This window comes from Micromonospora sp. NPDC049107 (assembly GCF_040648595.1).
Taxonomy (GTDB): Bacteria; Actinomycetota; Actinomycetes; order Mycobacteriales; family Micromonosporaceae; genus Micromonospora.
This window is the reverse complement of the sequence record NZ_JBEZEC010000001.1, coordinates 848751-865742: the sequence shown is the minus strand read 5'-3', so window position 1 is coordinate 865742 and position 16992 is coordinate 848751. Positions and strand designations below refer to the sequence as shown.

General features: G+C 73.5%; 17 protein-coding genes. 9 read left to right on the top strand and 8 right to left on the bottom strand.

Translation table 11 applies throughout. The features are described from left to right. Positions 1 to 142: 142 nt before the first annotated feature. Both AB0B55_RS03765 and AB0B55_RS03760 read left to right on the top strand, forming a co-directional pair. The gene (locus tag AB0B55_RS03765; protein WP_357118660.1) at positions 143 to 1846 is read left to right on the top strand and encodes an acyl-CoA dehydrogenase family protein; all 1704 of its coding nucleotides are present in this window, start codon (positions 143 to 145) and stop codon (positions 1844 to 1846) included. Positions 1847 to 1940: 94 nt separating this feature from the next. Further along, positions 1941 to 2309 carry a VOC family protein gene (locus tag AB0B55_RS03760; RefSeq protein ID WP_357118657.1) on the top strand — a complete coding sequence of 123 codons (369 nt, stop codon included), beginning with the start codon at positions 1941 to 1943 and terminating at the stop codon, positions 2307 to 2309. 76 nt (positions 2310 to 2385) lie between these two features. On the opposite strand, the gene AB0B55_RS03755 is transcribed toward AB0B55_RS03760, so the two are convergent. Together AB0B55_RS03755 and AB0B55_RS03750 are read right to left on the bottom strand one after the other, a co-directional pair. Further along, complete coding sequence (locus AB0B55_RS03755) at positions 2386 to 3231, bottom strand: LLM class flavin-dependent oxidoreductase (protein ID WP_357170089.1); 846 nt, start codon at positions 3229 to 3231, stop codon at positions 2386 to 2388. 29 nt (positions 3232 to 3260) lie between these two features. Continuing rightward, positions 3261 to 4259 carry a tyrosine-type recombinase/integrase gene (locus AB0B55_RS03750; protein WP_357118651.1) on the bottom strand — a complete coding sequence of 333 codons (999 nt, stop codon included), beginning with the start codon at positions 4257 to 4259 and terminating at the stop codon, positions 3261 to 3263. Between the two features lie 96 nt (positions 4260 to 4355). On the opposite strand from AB0B55_RS03750, the gene AB0B55_RS03745 reads away from it, so the two are divergent. Beyond that, positions 4356 to 5456, top strand: coding sequence for a YafY family protein (locus AB0B55_RS03745; protein WP_357118648.1), 1101 nt, complete (start codon positions 4356 to 4358; stop codon positions 5454 to 5456). Here the strand turns inward: AB0B55_RS03745 and AB0B55_RS03740 are convergent. The 5 genes from AB0B55_RS03740 to AB0B55_RS03720 form a co-directional block, all read right to left on the bottom strand. Beyond that, a complete protein-coding gene (locus AB0B55_RS03740) occupies positions 5446 to 5871 on the bottom strand; it encodes an Hsp20/alpha crystallin family protein (protein WP_357118645.1) in 426 nt (141 codons plus the stop codon). The two genes, AB0B55_RS03745 and AB0B55_RS03740, sit on opposite strands and share 11 nt — an antisense overlap. A 67-nt stretch (positions 5872 to 5938) precedes the next feature. Next, positions 5939 to 6454, bottom strand: coding sequence for a GNAT family N-acetyltransferase (locus tag AB0B55_RS03735; protein ID WP_357170086.1), 516 nt, complete (start codon positions 6452 to 6454; stop codon positions 5939 to 5941). 10 nt (positions 6455 to 6464) lie between these two features. After that, positions 6465 to 7007: a DUF2087 domain-containing protein gene (locus AB0B55_RS03730; RefSeq protein ID WP_357118639.1), complete on the bottom strand. Its 543-nt coding sequence runs from the start codon at positions 7005 to 7007 to the stop codon at positions 6465 to 6467. Positions 7008 to 7673: 666 nt separating this feature from the next. After that, on the bottom strand, positions 7674 to 8309 hold the full coding sequence (locus AB0B55_RS03725; protein WP_357118636.1) for a GNAT family N-acetyltransferase: 636 nt from the start codon (positions 8307 to 8309) through the stop codon (positions 7674 to 7676). Between the two features lie 24 nt (positions 8310 to 8333). Beyond that, complete coding sequence (locus AB0B55_RS03720) at positions 8334 to 8840, bottom strand: DinB family protein (RefSeq protein ID WP_357118633.1); 507 nt, start codon at positions 8838 to 8840, stop codon at positions 8334 to 8336. A gap of 172 nt (positions 8841 to 9012) precedes the next feature. Between AB0B55_RS03720 and AB0B55_RS03715 the strand changes: the two genes are divergently transcribed. After that, the gene (locus AB0B55_RS03715) at positions 9013 to 10560 is read left to right on the top strand and encodes a glycosyltransferase family 39 protein (RefSeq protein WP_357170083.1); all 1548 of its coding nucleotides are present in this window, start codon (positions 9013 to 9015) and stop codon (positions 10558 to 10560) included. 23 nt (positions 10561 to 10583) lie between these two features. Here AB0B55_RS03715 and AB0B55_RS03710 read toward each other — a convergent pair whose 3' ends face one another. Continuing rightward, a complete protein-coding gene (locus AB0B55_RS03710; RefSeq protein ID WP_357118627.1) occupies positions 10584 to 11069 on the bottom strand; it encodes an Rrf2 family transcriptional regulator in 486 nt (161 codons plus the stop codon). Between the two features lie 129 nt (positions 11070 to 11198). Between AB0B55_RS03710 and AB0B55_RS03705 the strand changes: the two genes are divergently transcribed. The 5 genes from AB0B55_RS03705 (at position 11199) to AB0B55_RS03685 (ending at position 16923) form a co-directional block, all read left to right on the top strand. Next, positions 11199 to 11933, top strand: coding sequence for an NAD(P)H-binding protein (locus AB0B55_RS03705; RefSeq protein ID WP_357118624.1), 735 nt, complete (start codon positions 11199 to 11201; stop codon positions 11931 to 11933). A gap of 61 nt (positions 11934 to 11994) precedes the next feature. Further along, positions 11995 to 12570 (top strand): nucleotidyltransferase family protein, encoded by a 576-nt coding sequence (locus AB0B55_RS03700; RefSeq protein WP_357170081.1) that lies wholly within the window; start codon positions 11995 to 11997, stop codon positions 12568 to 12570. Positions 12571 to 12579: 9 nt separating this feature from the next. After that, positions 12580 to 13041, top strand: coding sequence for an HNH endonuclease (locus AB0B55_RS03695; protein WP_357118618.1), 462 nt, complete (start codon positions 12580 to 12582; stop codon positions 13039 to 13041). Positions 13042 to 13359: 318 nt separating this feature from the next. Continuing rightward, on the top strand, positions 13360 to 16128 hold the full coding sequence (locus AB0B55_RS03690; protein WP_357170078.1) for a BTAD domain-containing putative transcriptional regulator: 2769 nt from the start codon (positions 13360 to 13362) through the stop codon (positions 16126 to 16128). Positions 16129 to 16242: 114 nt separating this feature from the next. Then, positions 16243 to 16923 (top strand): hypothetical protein, encoded by a 681-nt coding sequence (locus AB0B55_RS03685; protein WP_357118612.1) that lies wholly within the window; start codon positions 16243 to 16245, stop codon positions 16921 to 16923. Positions 16924 to 16992: the final 69 nt, after the last annotated feature.

Genomic DNA, 16992 nt, shown 5'->3' with positions numbered 1-16992 from the left:
GACTGGCCGGCACCCACGACTACCGACCGTAGAGAAAGCCGTCGCGGTGAGGCATGGCAAGCCGGAAACTGGGCCTTCTTTCGGTGCGGCGACGCATCGTCTACCGTCGGCGCACACCCCCGTAGCGTCAGGGAGCCGATCGATGAGCCGCTTCGTGCAGCCGGTACCACCCCCTGCCGACCCGTACGCCGGTGATGCCCTGCTGCGGTCCTGGCTGGAGCGTCACCTCGGGGCGGCCGGTCACGCCGCCGCGAAGGGCCGCCTGGCCGACCTGGCCGCCGATGTGAGCGGGCCGCTGCGCGCGGCGCACGCCGATGCCGAGGCGCACCCGCCGACGCTGGTCCGGTACGACCCGTGGGGCGCCCGCGTCGACCGCATCGAGGTGTCCGCCGGTTGGCAGGCGCAGCGGGCCGCCGCCGCCCGGCACGCGGTGGTGGCGCTGCCCTACCTGCCCGACGCCCGGGGCACCTGGGGCGCTGCCGCGCGGGTCGTGCAGCATGCGCTGCTGCACCTGTACGGGCCGGAGTCGGCGACGTTCTCCTGCCCGGTGGCGATGGCCGACGGCGCGGCGGCGCTGCTCAGCCTGCCCGACGTCGACGCGGGTGTCCGCGACGCGTGGCTGCCCCGGTTGACCTCCACCGATCCGGACACCGCGATCACCAGCGGGCAGTGGATGACCGAGTCGCAGGGCGGCTCGGACCTGGGCCGCTCCAGCACGATCGGCCGGCCGGCGGCGGACGGTTCGTGGCGGCTGACCGGGGAGAAGTGGTTCTGCTCCGCGGCCGACGCGGCGATGGCGGTGGCGCTGGCCCGTCCCGAGGGCGCCGGGCGGGGCAGCCGGGTGCTCGCTCCGTTCCTCGTACCCCGGTACGCGGTCGACTCGCCGCTGGCCACCGGCGCGGCACCGGACGCGCCCGCTCCCGGTGTCGTCGTGCACCGGCTCAAGGACAAGCTCGGCACCCGGGCGCTGCCGACCGCCGAGATCGGCCTGCGCGACGCGTACGCGGTGCCGTTGGGCGACCCGGCGGTGCCCGGCCTGGTCCGGGCCATGACGCTGGTCGTGGTGACCCGGGTGCACAACGCCGCCGCCGCTGCCGGCGGGATGCGACGGGGGCTCGCCTACGCCCGCGCGTTCGCCGACGCGCGGCACGTCGCGGGGGGCCCGCTGTCGTCCTCGCCCCTGCACCGCGCCACGCTCGGCACCCTCGCGGTCGACGCGGCGGGCGCGTTCGCCCTGGCCGGACACGCGTTCGCGCTGCTCGGGCGGGTGGAGGTCGGCGCCGACCCGGAGGCGGTCGCGGAGCTGCGCATCGTCGCGCCGCTGGCCAAGCTCGCCACCGGCCGGCTCGCCGTCAGCTCCGCCAGCGAGTACGTGGAGAGCTTCGGCGGCGCCGGGTATGTGGAGGACACCGGGGTGCCCCGGCTGCTGCGCGACGCGCAGGTGCTGCCGATCTGGGAGGGCACCACAAACGTCCTGTCCCTGGACGTGCTGCGCGCGTTGACCCGGGAGGACGCCGGGTCGCCGCTGCTGCGACGGCTGTCGGCCGCCGTCGACCTGGCCCGGCCGCTGTCGCCCGCGCTGGCCGACACCCTGGCCACGGTCGCCGGGCAGCTCCGCGACACCATCGTCGCGGTGACGGCCGACCCGGGCGCGGCGACGGTCATCGCCGGTGCCCGTGCGCTGGCGCTGCGTCTGGCGTACGCGCTGACCGCCGCGCTGCTCGTGGAGCACGCCGCCTGGGGTGACGAGCAGGCGGAGCTGGCGGCCCGGCTGTGGGCGCGGCGGTGGCTGCGGCACGAGGACATCGCCGAGGACGCCCACCATCACCTGGACCTGCTCTGCTGACCGGTCGACGGGAGCGGGGGTGACGGTCGCCGGCGTCGAGAAAAGTCGACGTACCTGACAGGAGTTGGCAGGTACACCGGCGCAGACTGCACGCATGACGACAACCGCCGACCTCGCGATGGTCAACCTGGACAGCTCCGACCCTGCCGCGCACGCCGCCTTCTACCACCGGGCGTTGGGCTGGGAGATCACCCACAGCCAAGCCGAGTACGCCATGATCCGCAACGGCGGCGTGTCCATCGGGTTCGGCCTCGTCGAGGGCTACCAACCGCCGGCCTGGCCGGATTCGGCCGGGCAGAAGCGGTACCACCTCGACCTCTACGTCGACGATCTGGCCGTGGCCGAGAAGGAGTTCGTGGCCGCGGGCGCGTCGAAGCCGGAGTTCCAGCCCGGCGAGACGTGGGTGGTGCTGCTCGACCCGATCGGGCAGCCGTTCTGCCTCTGCCGCCGACCGCAGGGCTGACGCCCGGCCCTCGGCGCGTCACCCGTGGCCTGCCGTCCGGCGCGCCACGGGTGATGCCGCAGGGCTGACGCGGCGTTCAGCGCAACGGGCCGCGGGCCACCGCGTCGCGCATCGCCGCCGGGTCGCCGACCGGCACGTACTCCAGCCACCAGGTCGCCCCGGCGGCGGCCAACTCCCCGAGGTAGGCCCGTTCGGCGCGCTCGTCCGGGCGGCGGCGTCGCCCGCCGATCGCCACGTCGAACGGCTGGCCGTCGGCCCGGGTCGGCGGCATGGCCGCTGCCAGCTCGTGAACCTCGTCGGGGGTGAAGTCGGCCCAGCCGTCGGTGTCGGTCAGCTTGTAGGGCACGATGCCGTCGGCGCGTGCCGCGCGACGCCGCACCGCCCCGGCCTGGGTGCTGCCGCCGACCCAGACCGGCACCCGGGGCGACTGCACGGGCGGTGGCCGCAGCGCCACCTGCTCGGCGCGGTAGTGGGTGCCGTGGTGCTCGATCCGCTCACCGCTGAGCAGGCCGGTCAGCAGGTCCAGACCCTCGTCGAGCATCGCGGCGCGCACGGCTACCTCCGTCGGCTCACCGAACGCGGCCAGGCCCCGGTCAGCGGGGTCACCGACACCGACGGCAACCGTGGCCCGGCCGGCGCTCAGGTGGTCGAGGGTCAACACCTCGCGGGCCAGCTTCGCCGGACGCCGACGGGGCAGCGCCGTGACCGCGGTGCCGAGGCGCACCCGCTCGGTACGCCCGGCGATCGCCGTGAGCATCAGCCACGGGTCGTACGTGGACGGGTCGTCGCCGCAGTGGTGGATGACGTAGTCCTCCAGGAACACCCCGTCCCAGCCGGCGCGCTCGGCCAGCTCACCCAGCTCGACGAGGGTGGCGACGTCGAGGTCGTCGCCGCCGCAGGGGATCTCCAGGCCGTGTCTCATCCCCCGACCGTAGGGCGGGGGTACGACGGTCAGCCGCGCCGACGCGACCGGGCGGCCCACACCGCGTACGCCGGGTCGCGGTCGAGGTTGTGCCGGTCCCGGTCGTAGCGGCGGGTGGTGCGCGGGTCGGCGTGCCCCATGGCGTCCTGCACGTCTTCCAGGGGGACGCCCTCGGAGCGGGCGGTGGTGGCGAACGCGTGTCGCAGCGAGTGCGGGGACAGTCGCGCCCACGCCGGGATGCCGGCGGCCCGGGCGAGGCGGCGGACCATCCGGAACACGGAGTGCCGGTCGAGTCGTGCGCCGCTGGCGGTGACCAGCAGCGGCCCGGTCAGGTGGGTCACCGGCACGCCGGCGGCGGCGGCCCGCTGGGCCAGGTACGCGTCGAGGGCGTACGCGGTGCCCGGCGTGAGGGCGCGGCGGCGCTGCTTGCCGCCCTTGCCGACGAACCGCACGCTGCGGTGCCCGCGTTCGGTACCGAGGTCGGTCAGGTCCAGCGAGACCAGTTCCCCGACCCGCAGGCCCAGGTCGGCCAGGAGCGCGATGGCCGCCCGGCTGCGGGCCGCCGTCGGGCCGGTCTCGGCGTCGGCGGCGGTGAGCAGGGCGTCCACCTCCTCGGGGGTGAGTCCGATGGTGGCGGAGTGGTCCCGGTCGACGCGGGGGCGGTCCGCGCCGGAGACCGGGTTGGCGGGTACGCCACCGAGCTTGACGAGGAAGTCGTACCAGCTCGACAGGGCGGAGAGTCGGCGTGCCACGGTCGCCGGGGTCAACGGTCGGCCGCTGCGGGCCACGAGGGTGGACTCCAGCGTGCGGGCGTACTCGTTGACGTGCAGGAACGTGGCCCGCAGCGGGTCCAGGTCGTGTCCCGCGCACCAGCCGAGGAAGGCGGCGACGTCGCGCCGGTACGCGTCGCGGGTGTGCTCGGAGAGGCGACGGTTGCGCAGCCAGGCCTCGGTGACGTCCAGCGGCGCGCTCGGCAGGGCCGGTCGGGCGGTGGGGCGGGCGAGCATGGGCGCGTCGGTGGACACCATGTGAAAAAGGTTCTCAGCAGCGGATGGGATTGCCACGCAGGCGCGCCGACGGCCGGCCCTCGCAGCGGCGACGTCGGGGTCGGCTACGGTCGCATCGTGCGTGCCAGCCGGCTGGTCTCCCTGCTACTGCTCCTGCAGGCCCGGGGGCGGATGACCGCTGGCGAGCTGGCCGATGCCCTGGAGGTGTCGGTTCGTACGGTGTACCGCGACGTGGAGTCGCTGGGGGCCGCCGGCGTGCCGGTGTACGCCGAGCGGGGCCCGGCCGGTGGTTACCGCCTGCTCGACGGCTACCGCACCCGCCTCACCGGCCTGACCGCCGGTGAGGCCGAGGCGCTGTTCCTGGCGGGGATGCCCGGCCCGGCGGCTGAGCTGGGCCTGGGTTCGGTGCTGGCCACGGCGGAGCTGAAGTTGCGCGCCGCGCTGCCGGCGGACCTCGCCGACCGGGGCGCCCGGCTCCGGCAGCGGTTCCACCTCGACGCGCCGAGTTGGTTCCGCGAACCCGAGCCCACACCACACCTGGCCGCACTTGCCGCAGCCGTCTGGGAGGACCGCCGGGTGCAGGTGCGCTACCGGCGGTGGAAGGCGCCTCGGGAGGTGACGCGCACCCTCGATCCGTTCGGCGTGGTGCTCAAGGCCGGCCGCTGGTACCTGGTCGCCGCGGCGTCGGGGCAGGTGCGGACCTATCGGGTGGCGGCGATCCTCGACCTGGCCGTGCTGGACGAGCCCGCCGAACGGCCGACCGGGTTCGACCTCGCCGAGAGCTGGCAGGAGCTGGCCGCACGCTACGAGCGGAGCGTCTACCGCGCCGAGGCGCGGGTACGGATGACGGTGGCGGCGCTGGCGCAGACGACGTACCTGTTTCCGCCGGCGATGAGCCGCGCGGCGCAGGAGAATGCCGGTGCGCCGGACGCGGCCGGCTGGGTCACGACGACAGTGCCGATCGAGTCGGTCCGCCACGGCTGTGTAGAGATGCTCAAGCTCGGCGCGCAGGTGGAGGTGCTGACCCCGACCGAGTTACGCGAGCTGGTCGCCAGCACCGCCCACGCCCTCGCCGCCCTCTACCCATCGTCCGGCGACGCGCTCCCCCGAGGGCCGAGGGCCGGCGACGCGTCGGCCCGGGAGTCGAAGGCCGGCGACGCGCCGATGGCCGGCACCCCGGGGCGGGCGCCGGCCGTCGAGGCGGTGTTCAGGCGTTGATCTGCCGTCGGCCGTTGCCGTTGGCGGTGATGGTGACCCGGCGGGGCTTGGCCCGCTCGGCGACGGGAATGCGCAGCGTCAGCACCCCGTGCTCGTAGCCCGCCTCCAGCTTGTCGGTGTCGAGGGTGTCACCGAGGAACAGTCGCCGGGTGAAGGTGCCCATCGGACGTTCGGCGGCGACCAGCTCGATACCGTCGCCGGCGGGTCGGCGGCGCTCGGCACGGACGGTCAGGACGTTGCGCTCGACGGTGCAGTCGATGGTGTCGGGGTCGACGCCGGGCAGGTCGAACGCGGCGTAGAAGAAGTCTCCGTCGCGGTAGGCGTCGAGTTGCATGGTCGCCGGCCGGGCTGCCGTACCGAAGAACTGCTCGGCGAGCCGGTCCACCTCGCGGAACGGGTCGGTACGCATCAACATGGTCATGCCTCCTCGGTTCTCCTGGCCGAAGGTGATGGTTGAGTCGAGGTGACTCAAGTTCCTCTTCTTATTTAGCGCCTTCCGAGCCGGCCGTCAACTCCTTCTCGAACCAGTGGTCGGCGTACGGGCCCCGCGAGTAGGCGGGGATCTCGACATAGCCGTGCCGGGCGTACAGGGCGCGGGCCTCGACCAGGTCGGCGCGGGTGTCCAGGCGGATGCGGTCCACCCCGGCCGCCCGCGCCCGACGCTCGACGGCGGCCAGCAGCGCCGCGCCCCCACCGGCCCCCCGGTGCGCGGGGCGGACGAAGACCCGGGTCAGCTCGGCCCAGTCCCGGTGCCAGCGCAACCCGGCGCAGCCGGCCAGATCCGCGCCGCGGTGGGCGAGCAGGAGCACACCAGTGGGGTACGCCAGGTCGTCGCTGGGCATCTCGGCCAGCGCGGCGTCGACCTCGCCGGGTCGGTCGGGGCGGCGGTGGTAGCGCACCACCATCTCCGTCATGTACTCGCGCAACAGGAGTGTCGCGTCCGGATGGTCGGGACGGACAGCGGCGGTCACCCAGTCGGGTCGAACGGTCGTGGTCACCCGTCGATCATCAGTGGCCGGTCAACGGGTTTTCGGTGTCGGTCCGCTGGTAGATGCCCTGCTCGCGGGTGAGCAACCGCTCGTCCACGAGGTAGCGGCGCAGGGTGGCGTGGTCCGACGCGCCGCCGGCACACCACGGCTTGAGCGCGTCGTCGACGGCACGCTCCGGATAGCGCGTACCCGGCTCGAACGAGCGTTGCGCGATGTGTGCCAGCAGCGTTCGCCGCCGTCCGCGCTGCGCCGGCATGCCGACCAGGACGTCCCCGCGCAGGAACGTACGCAGCACGGGGTCGTCGGCCGGCGCGGCGTCGTCGGCCGGGCGGCGCTCGCGCGCCGCGGCCCGCAGCGACGCCTCGTCGACCGCGAGCGCGCCGTCACCGCCGGTGATGAGGCCCGCGGCGGCGAGCCGACCGAGCCCGGTGCGCACGGCCCGCGTGGCCAAGCCGGAGCGCTGCACGACCTCGGGCACGCTTGTCGATCCCAACGCGACCGCCGCGAAGATCCGTCGCCGTCCGTCGTCGGCCAGGGCCCCGGCCAGAGCGTGCGCAGTCATGCCGGTCACCCTCCCATCGCGGTATGCGTGCCGCCAGGCAATTTCCGGGGTACGCGCCCAGGTCCACCATCCCTGGCCTGCCGGTCCTCATCTCGAGGTTGAAAAGGATCGGGACAGCGGTCAGCGGTGGGCGTGATCGTGGTGAGAAGGCTGCCGCGGCGAGGTCACACCGGGAGACGCCGCGCTGGGGGCGCGGCAGCGGTGGGGTCGCGAAGACGCCTGACGCGTCGAACTCGAAGGCAGGCGTGTCCGCGCGGACGAAGGCGGGCACCCGGACCTGGCGGGAACTACTCATGGTTTCGGCGATTCCAGGGTTTCGGCAGGAGGCGCCGAGGGGCCTCCTGGATCCAGTGGCGGGTAGCCGGTGTCTCCGGCTGGCGCGACGTCGCAGATCACGTCGCTGAAGGAGCCCGTACCGGTCCTGCGGCGTGGGCTTCGAGTGGCACGGCGGACGGAGGCGGGGAGGTCACTCGAACCCGTCCTCATCGCGCACGTGCGCCACTGGTCACTGATCCATGCGCGTCAGCATGGTCAACCCGTGCCTGGTGGGCAACGGATTTACCGCAGGGCTGCGCCCGCCCCGACCGTCCGGGTCTGTTGACCCACCTGGCGGCGGTCCAGAAGGAGGCCGAAGTCGACCTCGCCACGCTCAACCCCGACGTGGTGCTACCCGATCTGACTCCGCGTTTCGTCGGCTGGGCGCAGCCCCGCTGAGTCGATCGGCCCCTCGGTGCGCAGTCGCGCGTGCTGGTGCATGTCGTGCCAGCCGTCGGCGTGCCGCATCGACTGACGCGCCACCCCCTCCACGGCGAAGCCGCCCCGCGTGGCGACCCGGCACGACGCCGCGTTGGCCGTCGAGTGGTTCAGCTCCAACCGGTGCAACCCGGCCTGGGTGAAACTCCACCGGGTCAGCGCCTCCAGCGCCGCGGTGGCGATCCCCCGACCGCGCGCGTCGGGCAGCAGCCAGTACGAAATCTGCGCCGACCCCTCGGTCAGCAGCACGTCCCGCAGTCCCGTCTGGCCGACCGGCCGGTCGGCGCCGTCGACGATCGCGAAGCTCACGGCCGTCTCGGCACGCCACCGACCGGTCCACTGTGCCGTCCACGCCCTGGCCTCGGCGTCGTCGTCGAGTCGGAGCACGTGCCACCGCTGGATCGCCGGGCAGCCGAACGCCGCGTGTACGGCGGGGGCGTCGTCGTCGCGCCACGGCCGCAGCGCCAGCCCGGGGCGTACCGCAAGGTGGGGTTGTTCCTGGGCGGCGAGGCTCCCGGCGGGCAGGGCGGGCGTGACGAGCAGCGGCATCGGCCCATTATCGGCCGGGCGGCCTCACTCCCCGGTCGGGCCTCCCGCCAGCTCGGCGACCACGTCGAGGTGGCCCAGGTGACGGGCGTACTCCTGCACCAGGTGGAACAGCACCCGTTCCAACGACGCCGGGTCCGCGCCGTCCCAGCGTGGGCCCGGCGCCCCGATCTCGGCCAGGTCGTGCGCCGACACCACGGCGGTCGTGTGCGCGCCCTGCGCCCGCAGCGCCGCCACCAGGTCGTCACGGGTCTCGTCGGGGGCGACGTACCAGCGGTCGTTCCGACGGTCTCCCCACGGCTCGGCGACGTCCCGACCCTGAAAACCCCACTCGATCCAGCGCCGCTCGACGTGGCGCAGGTGCGTGAGCAGCTCCAGCGGCGTCCACCCGGACGGCAGCCGGCTGCTGCGCAGCTCCGCCTCGTCCAACGCCGACACCTTGGCCACCACCGACTCGCGGAAGTAGTCCAGGTAGCGCAGGAAGACCTCGGTGCGGCTGCCGGCCGGTGCGGTCGGCTCGGGGAAGGCAATCATGACCCGCTCGACAGGTCGCGTCCGCGCACCGTGCCGGTGGCGTCCAGAGTGCGGTATCGCATGTCGTCCTCTCGGTCGGGTTGCGAAACTGATCTTCGCACCTGCTCAGGGCACGTGCACCCGGAGGCTTTACGGGCACCCGCCCGGCGTCGTCACGGGCGATGATGGATCGGTGAGCGAGCCCGTCATCGACACCGAGCGCCCGCCGGCCCGGTCGTCCACACCGACCGAGCTGCCGCAGCCCGGTCCGCGTACGCGGGGGCCGTGGCTGGTGGCCGCCGCGACCAGCGTGACGCTGCTGCTCCTCGCGGGGCGCTACGGGTATCACCGCGACGAGCTGTACTTCCTGCTCTGCGGTCGGCACCTCGACTGGGGTTACGTCGACCAGGGCCCGCTGGTCCCCGCGCTGGCCCGCCTGCTCGACGAGATCGCGCCGGGCAACCTGGTGGTCCTACGGACGCCGTCGGCGCTGCTGGCCGGGGGCGCGGTCCTGCTGGTCGCCGCCATCGCCCGGGAGCTGGGTGGCGGCCGGGGCGGGCAGAGCTTCGCGGCGGTGCTCGCCGCGATCTCCGGCATCGTGCTCGCCAGCGGGCACCTGCTCAGCACCACGACCGTCGACCTGCTGGTCTGGCTCGGCGTGGCGTGGTGCGCGGTGCGACTGCTGCGCACCGGCGACACCCGGTGGGCGCTCCCGCTCGGTCTGGTGCTCGGCGTGGGCATGCTCAACAAGCTGTTGCCGGCGCTGCTGGCCGTGGGCCTGCTCGCCGGGGTGCTGATCGCGGGGCCGCGTCGGCTGCTGCGCGACCGGCGGGTGCTCGCCGCCGCCGCGATCGCCCTGGTGCTGGCCGCGCCGAACCTGATCTGGCAGGCGGCGCACGGATTCCCGCAGCTCGGCGTGGCCGCGTCCATCTCCGACGGGGGCAGCTCCTACAGCGGCCGCCTCGACGCGTTCACCCTCCAGTTCCTCATCATCAGCCCGTACGCCGTACCGATCTGGATCGCGGGTCTCGTCGCGTTGCTGCGCCGGCCGGCGTGGCGGTCGTACCGGGCGGTGGGTTGGGCCTGGGTTGTCGTGTTCGCTGTGGTCCTGGTGGCCGGCGGCAAGGGCTACTACGACGCTCCCCTGCTGTTGGCGCTCGTCGCGGCGGGCGCGGTGGTCACCGCCGCCTGGGCGTCGCGCGGCCGGTCGTGGCTGCGGCGGGGGGTGCTCGCGGCCGGCGCGGTGCCGTTCCTGCTGCCCAGCATCGTGCTGCTGTTGCCCGTGCTGCAGGCCGACCGGCTGCCCGCCTTCGTGGTCGACGTGAACTACGACGCCGGTGAGACCATCGGCTGGCCGGCGTTCGCCGACTCACTAGCCACCGTCCACCGTGGCCTGCCGGAGTCCGAGCGCGCGCGGGCGGTCGTGCTCACCGCCAACTACGGCGAGGCCGGGGCGGTCGCGCGCTACGGACCGGCACGGGGGCTGCCCCGGGCGTACTCCGGTCACAACAGCATGCTGGACTTCGGACGCCCGCCCGCCGACGCGGACGTGGTCATCGCGGTCGGCTGGGAGCGCCCCGACGCGCTGAACGGCTGGTTCGAGCAGTGTGTGCTGGCCGGGCGGGTGGACCAGCGGGTCGAGGTGGCCAACGACGAGAACGGCGGCCCGATCCACGTGTGCCGGGGGCTGCGACGTCCGTGGGCCGAGATCTGGGACACCGAGGTACGCCGCGCCGGCTGAGCCACGTCACGCCCGCCGAGCGCTCAGCCGGCGGGGTCGCCGGTGAGCCAGGCGCGGACGGTGGCCAGGGCCTCGGGGCCGGAGTCGACGTCGACGTCGCGGGCGAGGTCGGCGATCGTGATGCCGGCCAGGGCGTCACGCCACGCCGTCTCGGCGGTCCACATGGCGCGGGCGATCGGGCACGCGCCGGTGCAGTCGCCGGGTGGGGTGGCCAGCGGCCCGCGCTGGCGGATCTCGGTGCACACGAAGGCCGGGCCGGGCCCGTCGACGGCGTGGACCACGTCCAGCACGCTGATCGACTCCGGCGCGCGGGTCAGCGCGTAGCCACCGGACTTGCCCTGCACGGAGTGGATGAGCCCCGCGCGGGCCAGCGACTGGAGCTGTTTGGCGAGGTAGCTGCCGGAGACGTCGTGCAGCTCCGCGAGCCGGGCGGCCGGGACCGGCCGGCTGCTGGTGGTGAGCACGACACAGCAGTGCAGCGCCCACTCGACACCGCCGGACATCTTCATCGCCTCACCCTAGCCACCCCTGATACTCGGATCCTTCTTATCCGAGTATAGTTCTCGGACATAAGAGGTCCGAGTTTGCCGGCGCCGCTGGGGCGCCGGGACGAACGGGACACGGAAGGTGGAACGGACATGAAGATCGCTGTGATGGGCGGGACGGGCCTGATCGGCTCCCAGGTCGTCCAGATCCTGCGCACGGCCGGGCACGACGCGTTCGGGCACTCGCAGTCGACCGGAGTCGACCTCCTCACCGGGCAGGGCCTCCCCGAGGCGCTCAAGGACGTTGACGTCGTCGTCAACCTCACCAACTCGCCGACCTTCGACGAGGCCTCCCCCGCGTTCTTCCAGACCACCATGGACAACCTCCTGACCGCCGCCGAGAAGGCCGGCGTCGGACACGCCGTGGTCCTGTCGATCGTCGGCGTCGACCAGGTGCCCGACCTGGCCTACTACCGCGCGAAGGTGCTCCAGGAGGACATCCTCAAGGCCAGCGGAGTGCCGTACTCGATCGTCCGCGCCACCCAGTTCTTCGAGTTCATCGACGCGGTCATCTCCTGGACCGCCGACGAGACCGGCGTACGGCTGCCCAGCACCCCCGTCCAGCCGATGGCCGCGGCCGACGTGGCCCAGGCCGTCGCCGACGTGAGCGTGGGCGCGCCGCTTCAGGGCATCCGCAACGTCGCCGGCCCCGACGTGTTCGGGCTCGACGAGCTGGGCCGGATCACCCTCGCCGCGCGCGGCGACCAGCGGACCGTCACCACCGACGACACCGCCGGCATGTTCGCGGCGGCCCCCGGCGACGTGCTCACCGGCAAGCAGGACGCCGTTCTCGCGCCCACCTCGTACCGGGAGTGGCTGGCGCGCTGACCTGCGGCTGGGCGTCCCGGGACGCGGGGCGTCCGCCGCTCGTGCGGACTAGGCTCTGGCCATGGTCACGGCGGGTCTCCTCCTGGCGGCCGGCGCCGGCCGACGGCTCGGCCAACCCAAGGCCCTCCTGCCCTACCGTCGCCGCCCGCTCGTGGAGCACGCCGCCGGCCTCCTCACCGCCGCCGGCTGCCGACCGGTGCTGGTGGTGCTCGGCGCGCAGGCCGACCAGATCCGCGCCCGCACCCGACTGCCCGAGGTGGTGGTGAACGACGACTGGGCCTCGGGCATGGGCTCGTCGCTGCGGGCCGGGCTGGACTCCCTGGCGTCCAGCCCGGCCGCCGCCGTCGTGGTCACCCTGGTCGACCAGCCCGGCCTGACCCCCGAGGCGGTACGCCGCGTCGCCCGCGACGCCACCGCCGAATCCCTCGCCATGGCCACCTACCGCGACGGGCGACGCGGACATCCGGTGCTGCTCGGGCGCGACCACTGGCCCGGAGTCGCCGAGGCGGCGACCGGCGACCGGGGCGCCCGCGACTACCTCCGAGCCCACGCGACAGCCGTACAACTGGTGGACTGCGCCGACGTCGCCGACGACACCGACGTCGACCTGCCCGAGCACGCCGCCCGCCTCCGATAGGGTGACGCCGTGCTCAGCGAGGTCAAGGGGTTGTCCCGCCACTTCACCGAGGCCAGTCTGCGCGACCATCTCCTGCGGCGTTCGGTACGGCAGGACGACGGCTGCCTCATCATCAGCGGGTACGGCACGCGGCGCGGCGTTCACCAGAAGGTCGCCGGCCGCGCCTGGGCGCACATCGCCGCGTACGTCGTCCTCGTCGGCGGGTACCGCCCCGATCTGGAGGTCGACCACCTCTGCCCGGCGCAGGACTGCATCGAGCCCACCCACCTGCGGCAGGTCAGCCGCGCCGAGAACTGCCGCACCCGAGCGCAGGTCCCGACCTGCCGCAACGGGCACGACCGCGAGATCGACGAGTCGACGGGTCGATACCGCCGGACGTGCCGCGCCTGCAACCGGGACAGCCAACGCCGGTGGCGCGAGCGCCAGGCCGCCGAGGTGAGCCAGGCCCGCTCGGCGTACCTGCCGAACTGACGCCGCGACCCCTCGGCGCGGTGCTGATTCGCGCCCTACGGCGAGCACCTCTGGGTCTGTGACACGGGCCTCGGTCAGCGGCAGCCGGCTCTACGAGGTTCCCGCCGGCGACTGACGCCCTCCGCGCACCACCGCCGCAGCCGGCCCCGGGACTCCGTCAAGGAGTCCCGGGGCCCGCTGCCGTGCCGTCCCAGCCCGTAGACGGCGGTCCTCGCGATCCGGATCCGAGAATGTCTCCGAATACAATGGAGAGACATCTTGAGCGAATCTTGAATCGCCTGGTCAAGCCGGGAACGGCGACAGCGGGGGACGGTGTCGGTGAAGTTCAGGCTGCTCGGCGAGGTCGAGGCGGAGATCGACGGCGCATGGGTCGACCTGGGCCACGCTCGGCAACGCAGCGTCCTGGCGATCCTGCTCATCGAGGCGAATCGCGTCGTGCACGTCGACCAGTTCCTCGAACGCGTCTGGGCCGATAATCGTCCGCAGCGCGCCGTGAATTCGCTGTACAGCTACCTGTCCCGCCTGCGGTCCTGCCTGGCCGACGGTGCCGAGATCTCCCGCCGCTCGGGCGGCTACCTGCTCAGCGTGGACCCGGCCGCGGTGGATCTGCACCGGTTCCGCGACCTGGTCGCCGGGGCGCGCGCCGTGCCCGACGACGAGGCGGCGCTGGGGCGGTTCGACGAAGCCCTCGGCCTGTGGCGTGGCGAGCCCTTTCCCCGGCTGGACACCCCGTGGCTCAACGAGACGCGCGAGGCGCTCACCCAGGAGAGGCTGGCCGCCGAACGGGACCGCACGGACACCGCGCTCCGCCTGGGTCTGCACGCGTCCCTGCTACCGGACCTCCTGCGGGACGCGCCGGCCCATCCGCTGGACGAGCGCCTCGCCGGGCAACTCATGCGCGCCCTCTACCGCTGCGGTCGGCAGGCCGAGGCGCTGGAGCATTACGACCGGCTGCGCCGTGTCCTGGCCGACGAGACCGGCGTCGACCCCGGCCCCGATCTGCAAGCGCTGCACCTGGGCATCCTCAACGGCGACCCGACACTCGCCGCGCCGACGACCGGGACCGCCGCGACCCACCCGACGCCCCGGCAACTGCCGGCCCCACCGCCGTTGTTCACCGGCCGGGTCCGCGAACTGGCCACACTGTCCCGCCTCGTCGAGGATCAGACCAACGACGCGGACGCCGTCGCCGTCGCGGTCATCGGTGGCACCGGCGGCGTCGGCAAGACCTGGTTGGCCCTGCGCTGGGCGTACGACCACCTGGACCGCTTCCCCGACGGCCAGTTGTACGTCAACCTGCGCGGCTTCGACCCCGCCGCCGAGCCGGTGCCGCCACCGGTGGCCCTGCGCGGCCTCCTCGACGCCCTGGCCGTACCGCCCAAGGCGATCCCGACCGGCGTGGACGCGCAGGCGGCCCTCTACCGCACCCTGCTCGCGGGCCGGCGGATGCTGATCGTGCTGGACAACGCCCACGACACCGAGCAGGTCGCCAGCCTGCTACCCGGCAGTCCCACCTGCACCGTCCTGGTGACCAGCCGTCGCCGCCTGGGCGGCCTCGTGGCGCAGGGCGCGCAGGGCTTCACCCTGAACGTGCTCACCGACGACGAGGCCCACGACCTGCTGTCCCGCCGGTTCGGGCCGCGACTGCTCGCGGAGGAACCCGACAGCGTCGCCGCGCTGCTGGCCCGGTGCCACGGCCTGCCACTGGCCCTCAGCATCGTCGCGGCGCGCGCGGCGATGCACCCCGGTCTCCCGCTGCGGGCGCTGGTCGAGGAGCTGTCCGAGGAGGCGACGCGGCTGGACGCCCTGACTACCGGCGACCTGAGCGCCGACCTGCGCGCGGTCTTCGCCTCCTCCACGCGCGCCCTGCAGCCGGAGGCGGCCCGGATGTTCCGGCTGCTCGGTCTGACTCCCGGCCCCCAGGTCGGCCTGGGGGCCGCGGCGAGCCTCAGCGGGCTCTCCCCGCGGCAGACCCGGCCGCTGCTGCACGACCTGCACGAGGCGCACCTGGTCCACCAACAGACGTCGACGCGGTACCGCCTGCACGATCTGGTCCGCCTGTACGCGGCCGAGCAGGTCGAGCGCGACGCCCCGGACCACCGGCAGGCCGCCCTCGTCCGCATGCTCGACCACTACCTGCACACCGCCCACGCGGCGGCGTGCCTGCTCGACCCGGCCCGCGAGCCGATCACGCTGCCGCCCGCCCAGCCCCAACTCACCCTCGATCCGGTGGCCGACCAGGCGCAGGCGCTGGCCTGGTTCCACACCGAACACGCCGTGCTGCTCGGCATCCTGCGGCAGTCCGCGCGCGACGGGCTCGACGCGTACACCTGGCAGTTGGCCTGGACGATGGAGAGTTACCTCGACGAGCAGGGGCACTGGCGTGACTGGACCGCGACGCAGCTCGCGGCGCTGCGGGCCGCGAGCCGGCTCGGTGAGCGGCACTGGCAGGCGTGCTCGCACCGCAGTCTGGGAGTGGCCCACACCCAGCTCGGAGAACTCGACGAGGCCCACCGGTACTACCAGGGGGCACTCGCGCTGTTCGAGGAGCTGGGCGACCCGGTCAGCCAGGCGCACACCCACCGTGGGCTCGGGTGGGCCTTCAACCAGCAGGACCGCTGGTCCGACGCGCTGCGCCACAACGAGCTGGCCCTTGGGCTCTACCGGCAGGCCGGGCACCGGGCCGGGGAGGCGATGGCCGTCAACAATGTCGGCTGGCTGCACACCCAGCTCAGCGACCACGGCGCGGCCGTGGCGTACTGCGACCGGGCGGTCGAGCTCAACCAGGAGATCGGCGACCAGCACGCCGAGGCGGGCGCCTGGGACAGCCTCGGCTACGCGTACCACCACCTGGGCCGGCACGCCGAGGCCAACACCTGCTACCAGCGGGCCCTCAAGCTGGTCCGCAACTTCCGGGACCGGTACAACGAGGCGGAGATCCTGACGCATCTGGGGCAGAGCCACTCCGCCGCCGGCGAGGCGGAGCAGGCGCGCGATTTCCTGCGGCAGGCGGCCACGATCCTTCGCGAACTCGACCATCCGAATGCCGAGACGGTGGCCCAGGCGTTACGCGACCTCGACGGCTGACCGCCTCCACCACCTCGTCGAAGAGGAGAGTCAAGACTCCCTCAAGGGCCGCCCAAGCCGGCACGCCGACGCTTTCTGACGTCCACCTTCGTCAGTCAGAAAGCAGGAGAACCGATGAGACGGATCCGTATGGCGCTGGTCACGGCGGTCGCCCTCGCGGCGTCGACCCTCAGCGTGGCCAGCCCCGCGTACGCCGCGGGCGACACCCAGCTCGGCATCGACGTCGGCAACATCGCGTGGGAGCAGTACACGTCCACCAACGCCGACGTCCAGGCACGGCTGTCCGAGACCTCGACCGAAGACTGCAACTTCTACACCGGCTTCTGGGCCGACCCGGCCAACGACCGCAATGACGGCACCGCCTCCACCTACGGCAAGTGCGGCAAGACCACCAACGGCTACATGTACCGCGACGGCACCAAGGCCTGGGGGCCGGTGGCGTGGCGCAAGCGGCAATGGTGCGCGGACTTCGCGAAGTTCGCCTTCTACTGGGGCGGCGCGAAGTACACCGGGCTCACCGCGGCGGCGGGCAGCTTCCGGACGTACGGCATCAACAACGGCACCTGGCACGGGCGCGGCAGCGGCTACGTCCCGCGCAAGGGTGACGCGGCGGTCTACGACTGGGACGGCAACGGCAGCTACGACCACGTCGCCATCGTCACGTCGTACTACGACACCAGCACGGACGGCAACCACTACGTGGTCGGCGGCAACCAGTCCGACGGCGTGACCCACCCGCAGTACAGCAACTGGGCCTCGTCCATCGTCGGGTACGCCTCACCGGCCGCGAGGTAGACCGGGCAACGACATCGGCTCCGGGCCCTGCGGGTCCGGGGCCGGTGTCGAACGCCGACCAGCGCTCGG

What these genes read in the sequence shown, in the direction of transcription:
- AB0B55_RS03765 (WP_357118660.1), top strand. Translation starts at nt 143, where the DNA reads ATGAGCCGCTTCGTGCAGCCGGTACCACCCCCTGCCGACCCGTACGCC.
- AB0B55_RS03760 (WP_357118657.1), top strand. Translation starts at nt 1,941, where the DNA reads ATGACGACAACCGCCGACCTCGCGATGGTCAACCTGGACAGCTCCGAC.
- AB0B55_RS03755 (WP_357170089.1), bottom strand. Translation starts at nt 3,231, where the DNA reads ATGAGACACGGCCTGGAGATCCCCTGCGGCGGCGACGACCTCGACGTC.
- AB0B55_RS03750 (WP_357118651.1), bottom strand. Translation starts at nt 4,259, where the DNA reads ATGGTGTCCACCGACGCGCCCATGCTCGCCCGCCCCACCGCCCGACCG.
- AB0B55_RS03740 (WP_357118645.1), bottom strand. Translation starts at nt 5,871, where the DNA reads ATGTTGATGCGTACCGACCCGTTCCGCGAGGTGGACCGGCTCGCCGAG.
- AB0B55_RS03730 (WP_357118639.1), bottom strand. Translation starts at nt 7,007, where the DNA reads ATGACTGCGCACGCTCTGGCCGGGGCCCTGGCCGACGACGGACGGCGA.
- AB0B55_RS03725 (WP_357118636.1), bottom strand. Translation starts at nt 8,309, where the DNA reads ATGCCGCTGCTCGTCACGCCCGCCCTGCCCGCCGGGAGCCTCGCCGCC.
- AB0B55_RS03720 (WP_357118633.1), bottom strand. Translation starts at nt 8,840, where the DNA reads ATGATTGCCTTCCCCGAGCCGACCGCACCGGCCGGCAGCCGCACCGAG.
- AB0B55_RS03710 (WP_357118627.1), bottom strand. Translation starts at nt 11,069, where the DNA reads ATGAAGATGTCCGGCGGTGTCGAGTGGGCGCTGCACTGCTGTGTCGTG.
- AB0B55_RS03705 (WP_357118624.1), top strand. Translation starts at nt 11,199, where the DNA reads ATGAAGATCGCTGTGATGGGCGGGACGGGCCTGATCGGCTCCCAGGTC.
- AB0B55_RS03700 (WP_357170081.1), top strand. Translation starts at nt 11,995, where the DNA reads ATGGTCACGGCGGGTCTCCTCCTGGCGGCCGGCGCCGGCCGACGGCTC.
- AB0B55_RS03685 (WP_357118612.1), top strand. Translation starts at nt 16,243, where the DNA reads ATGAGACGGATCCGTATGGCGCTGGTCACGGCGGTCGCCCTCGCGGCG.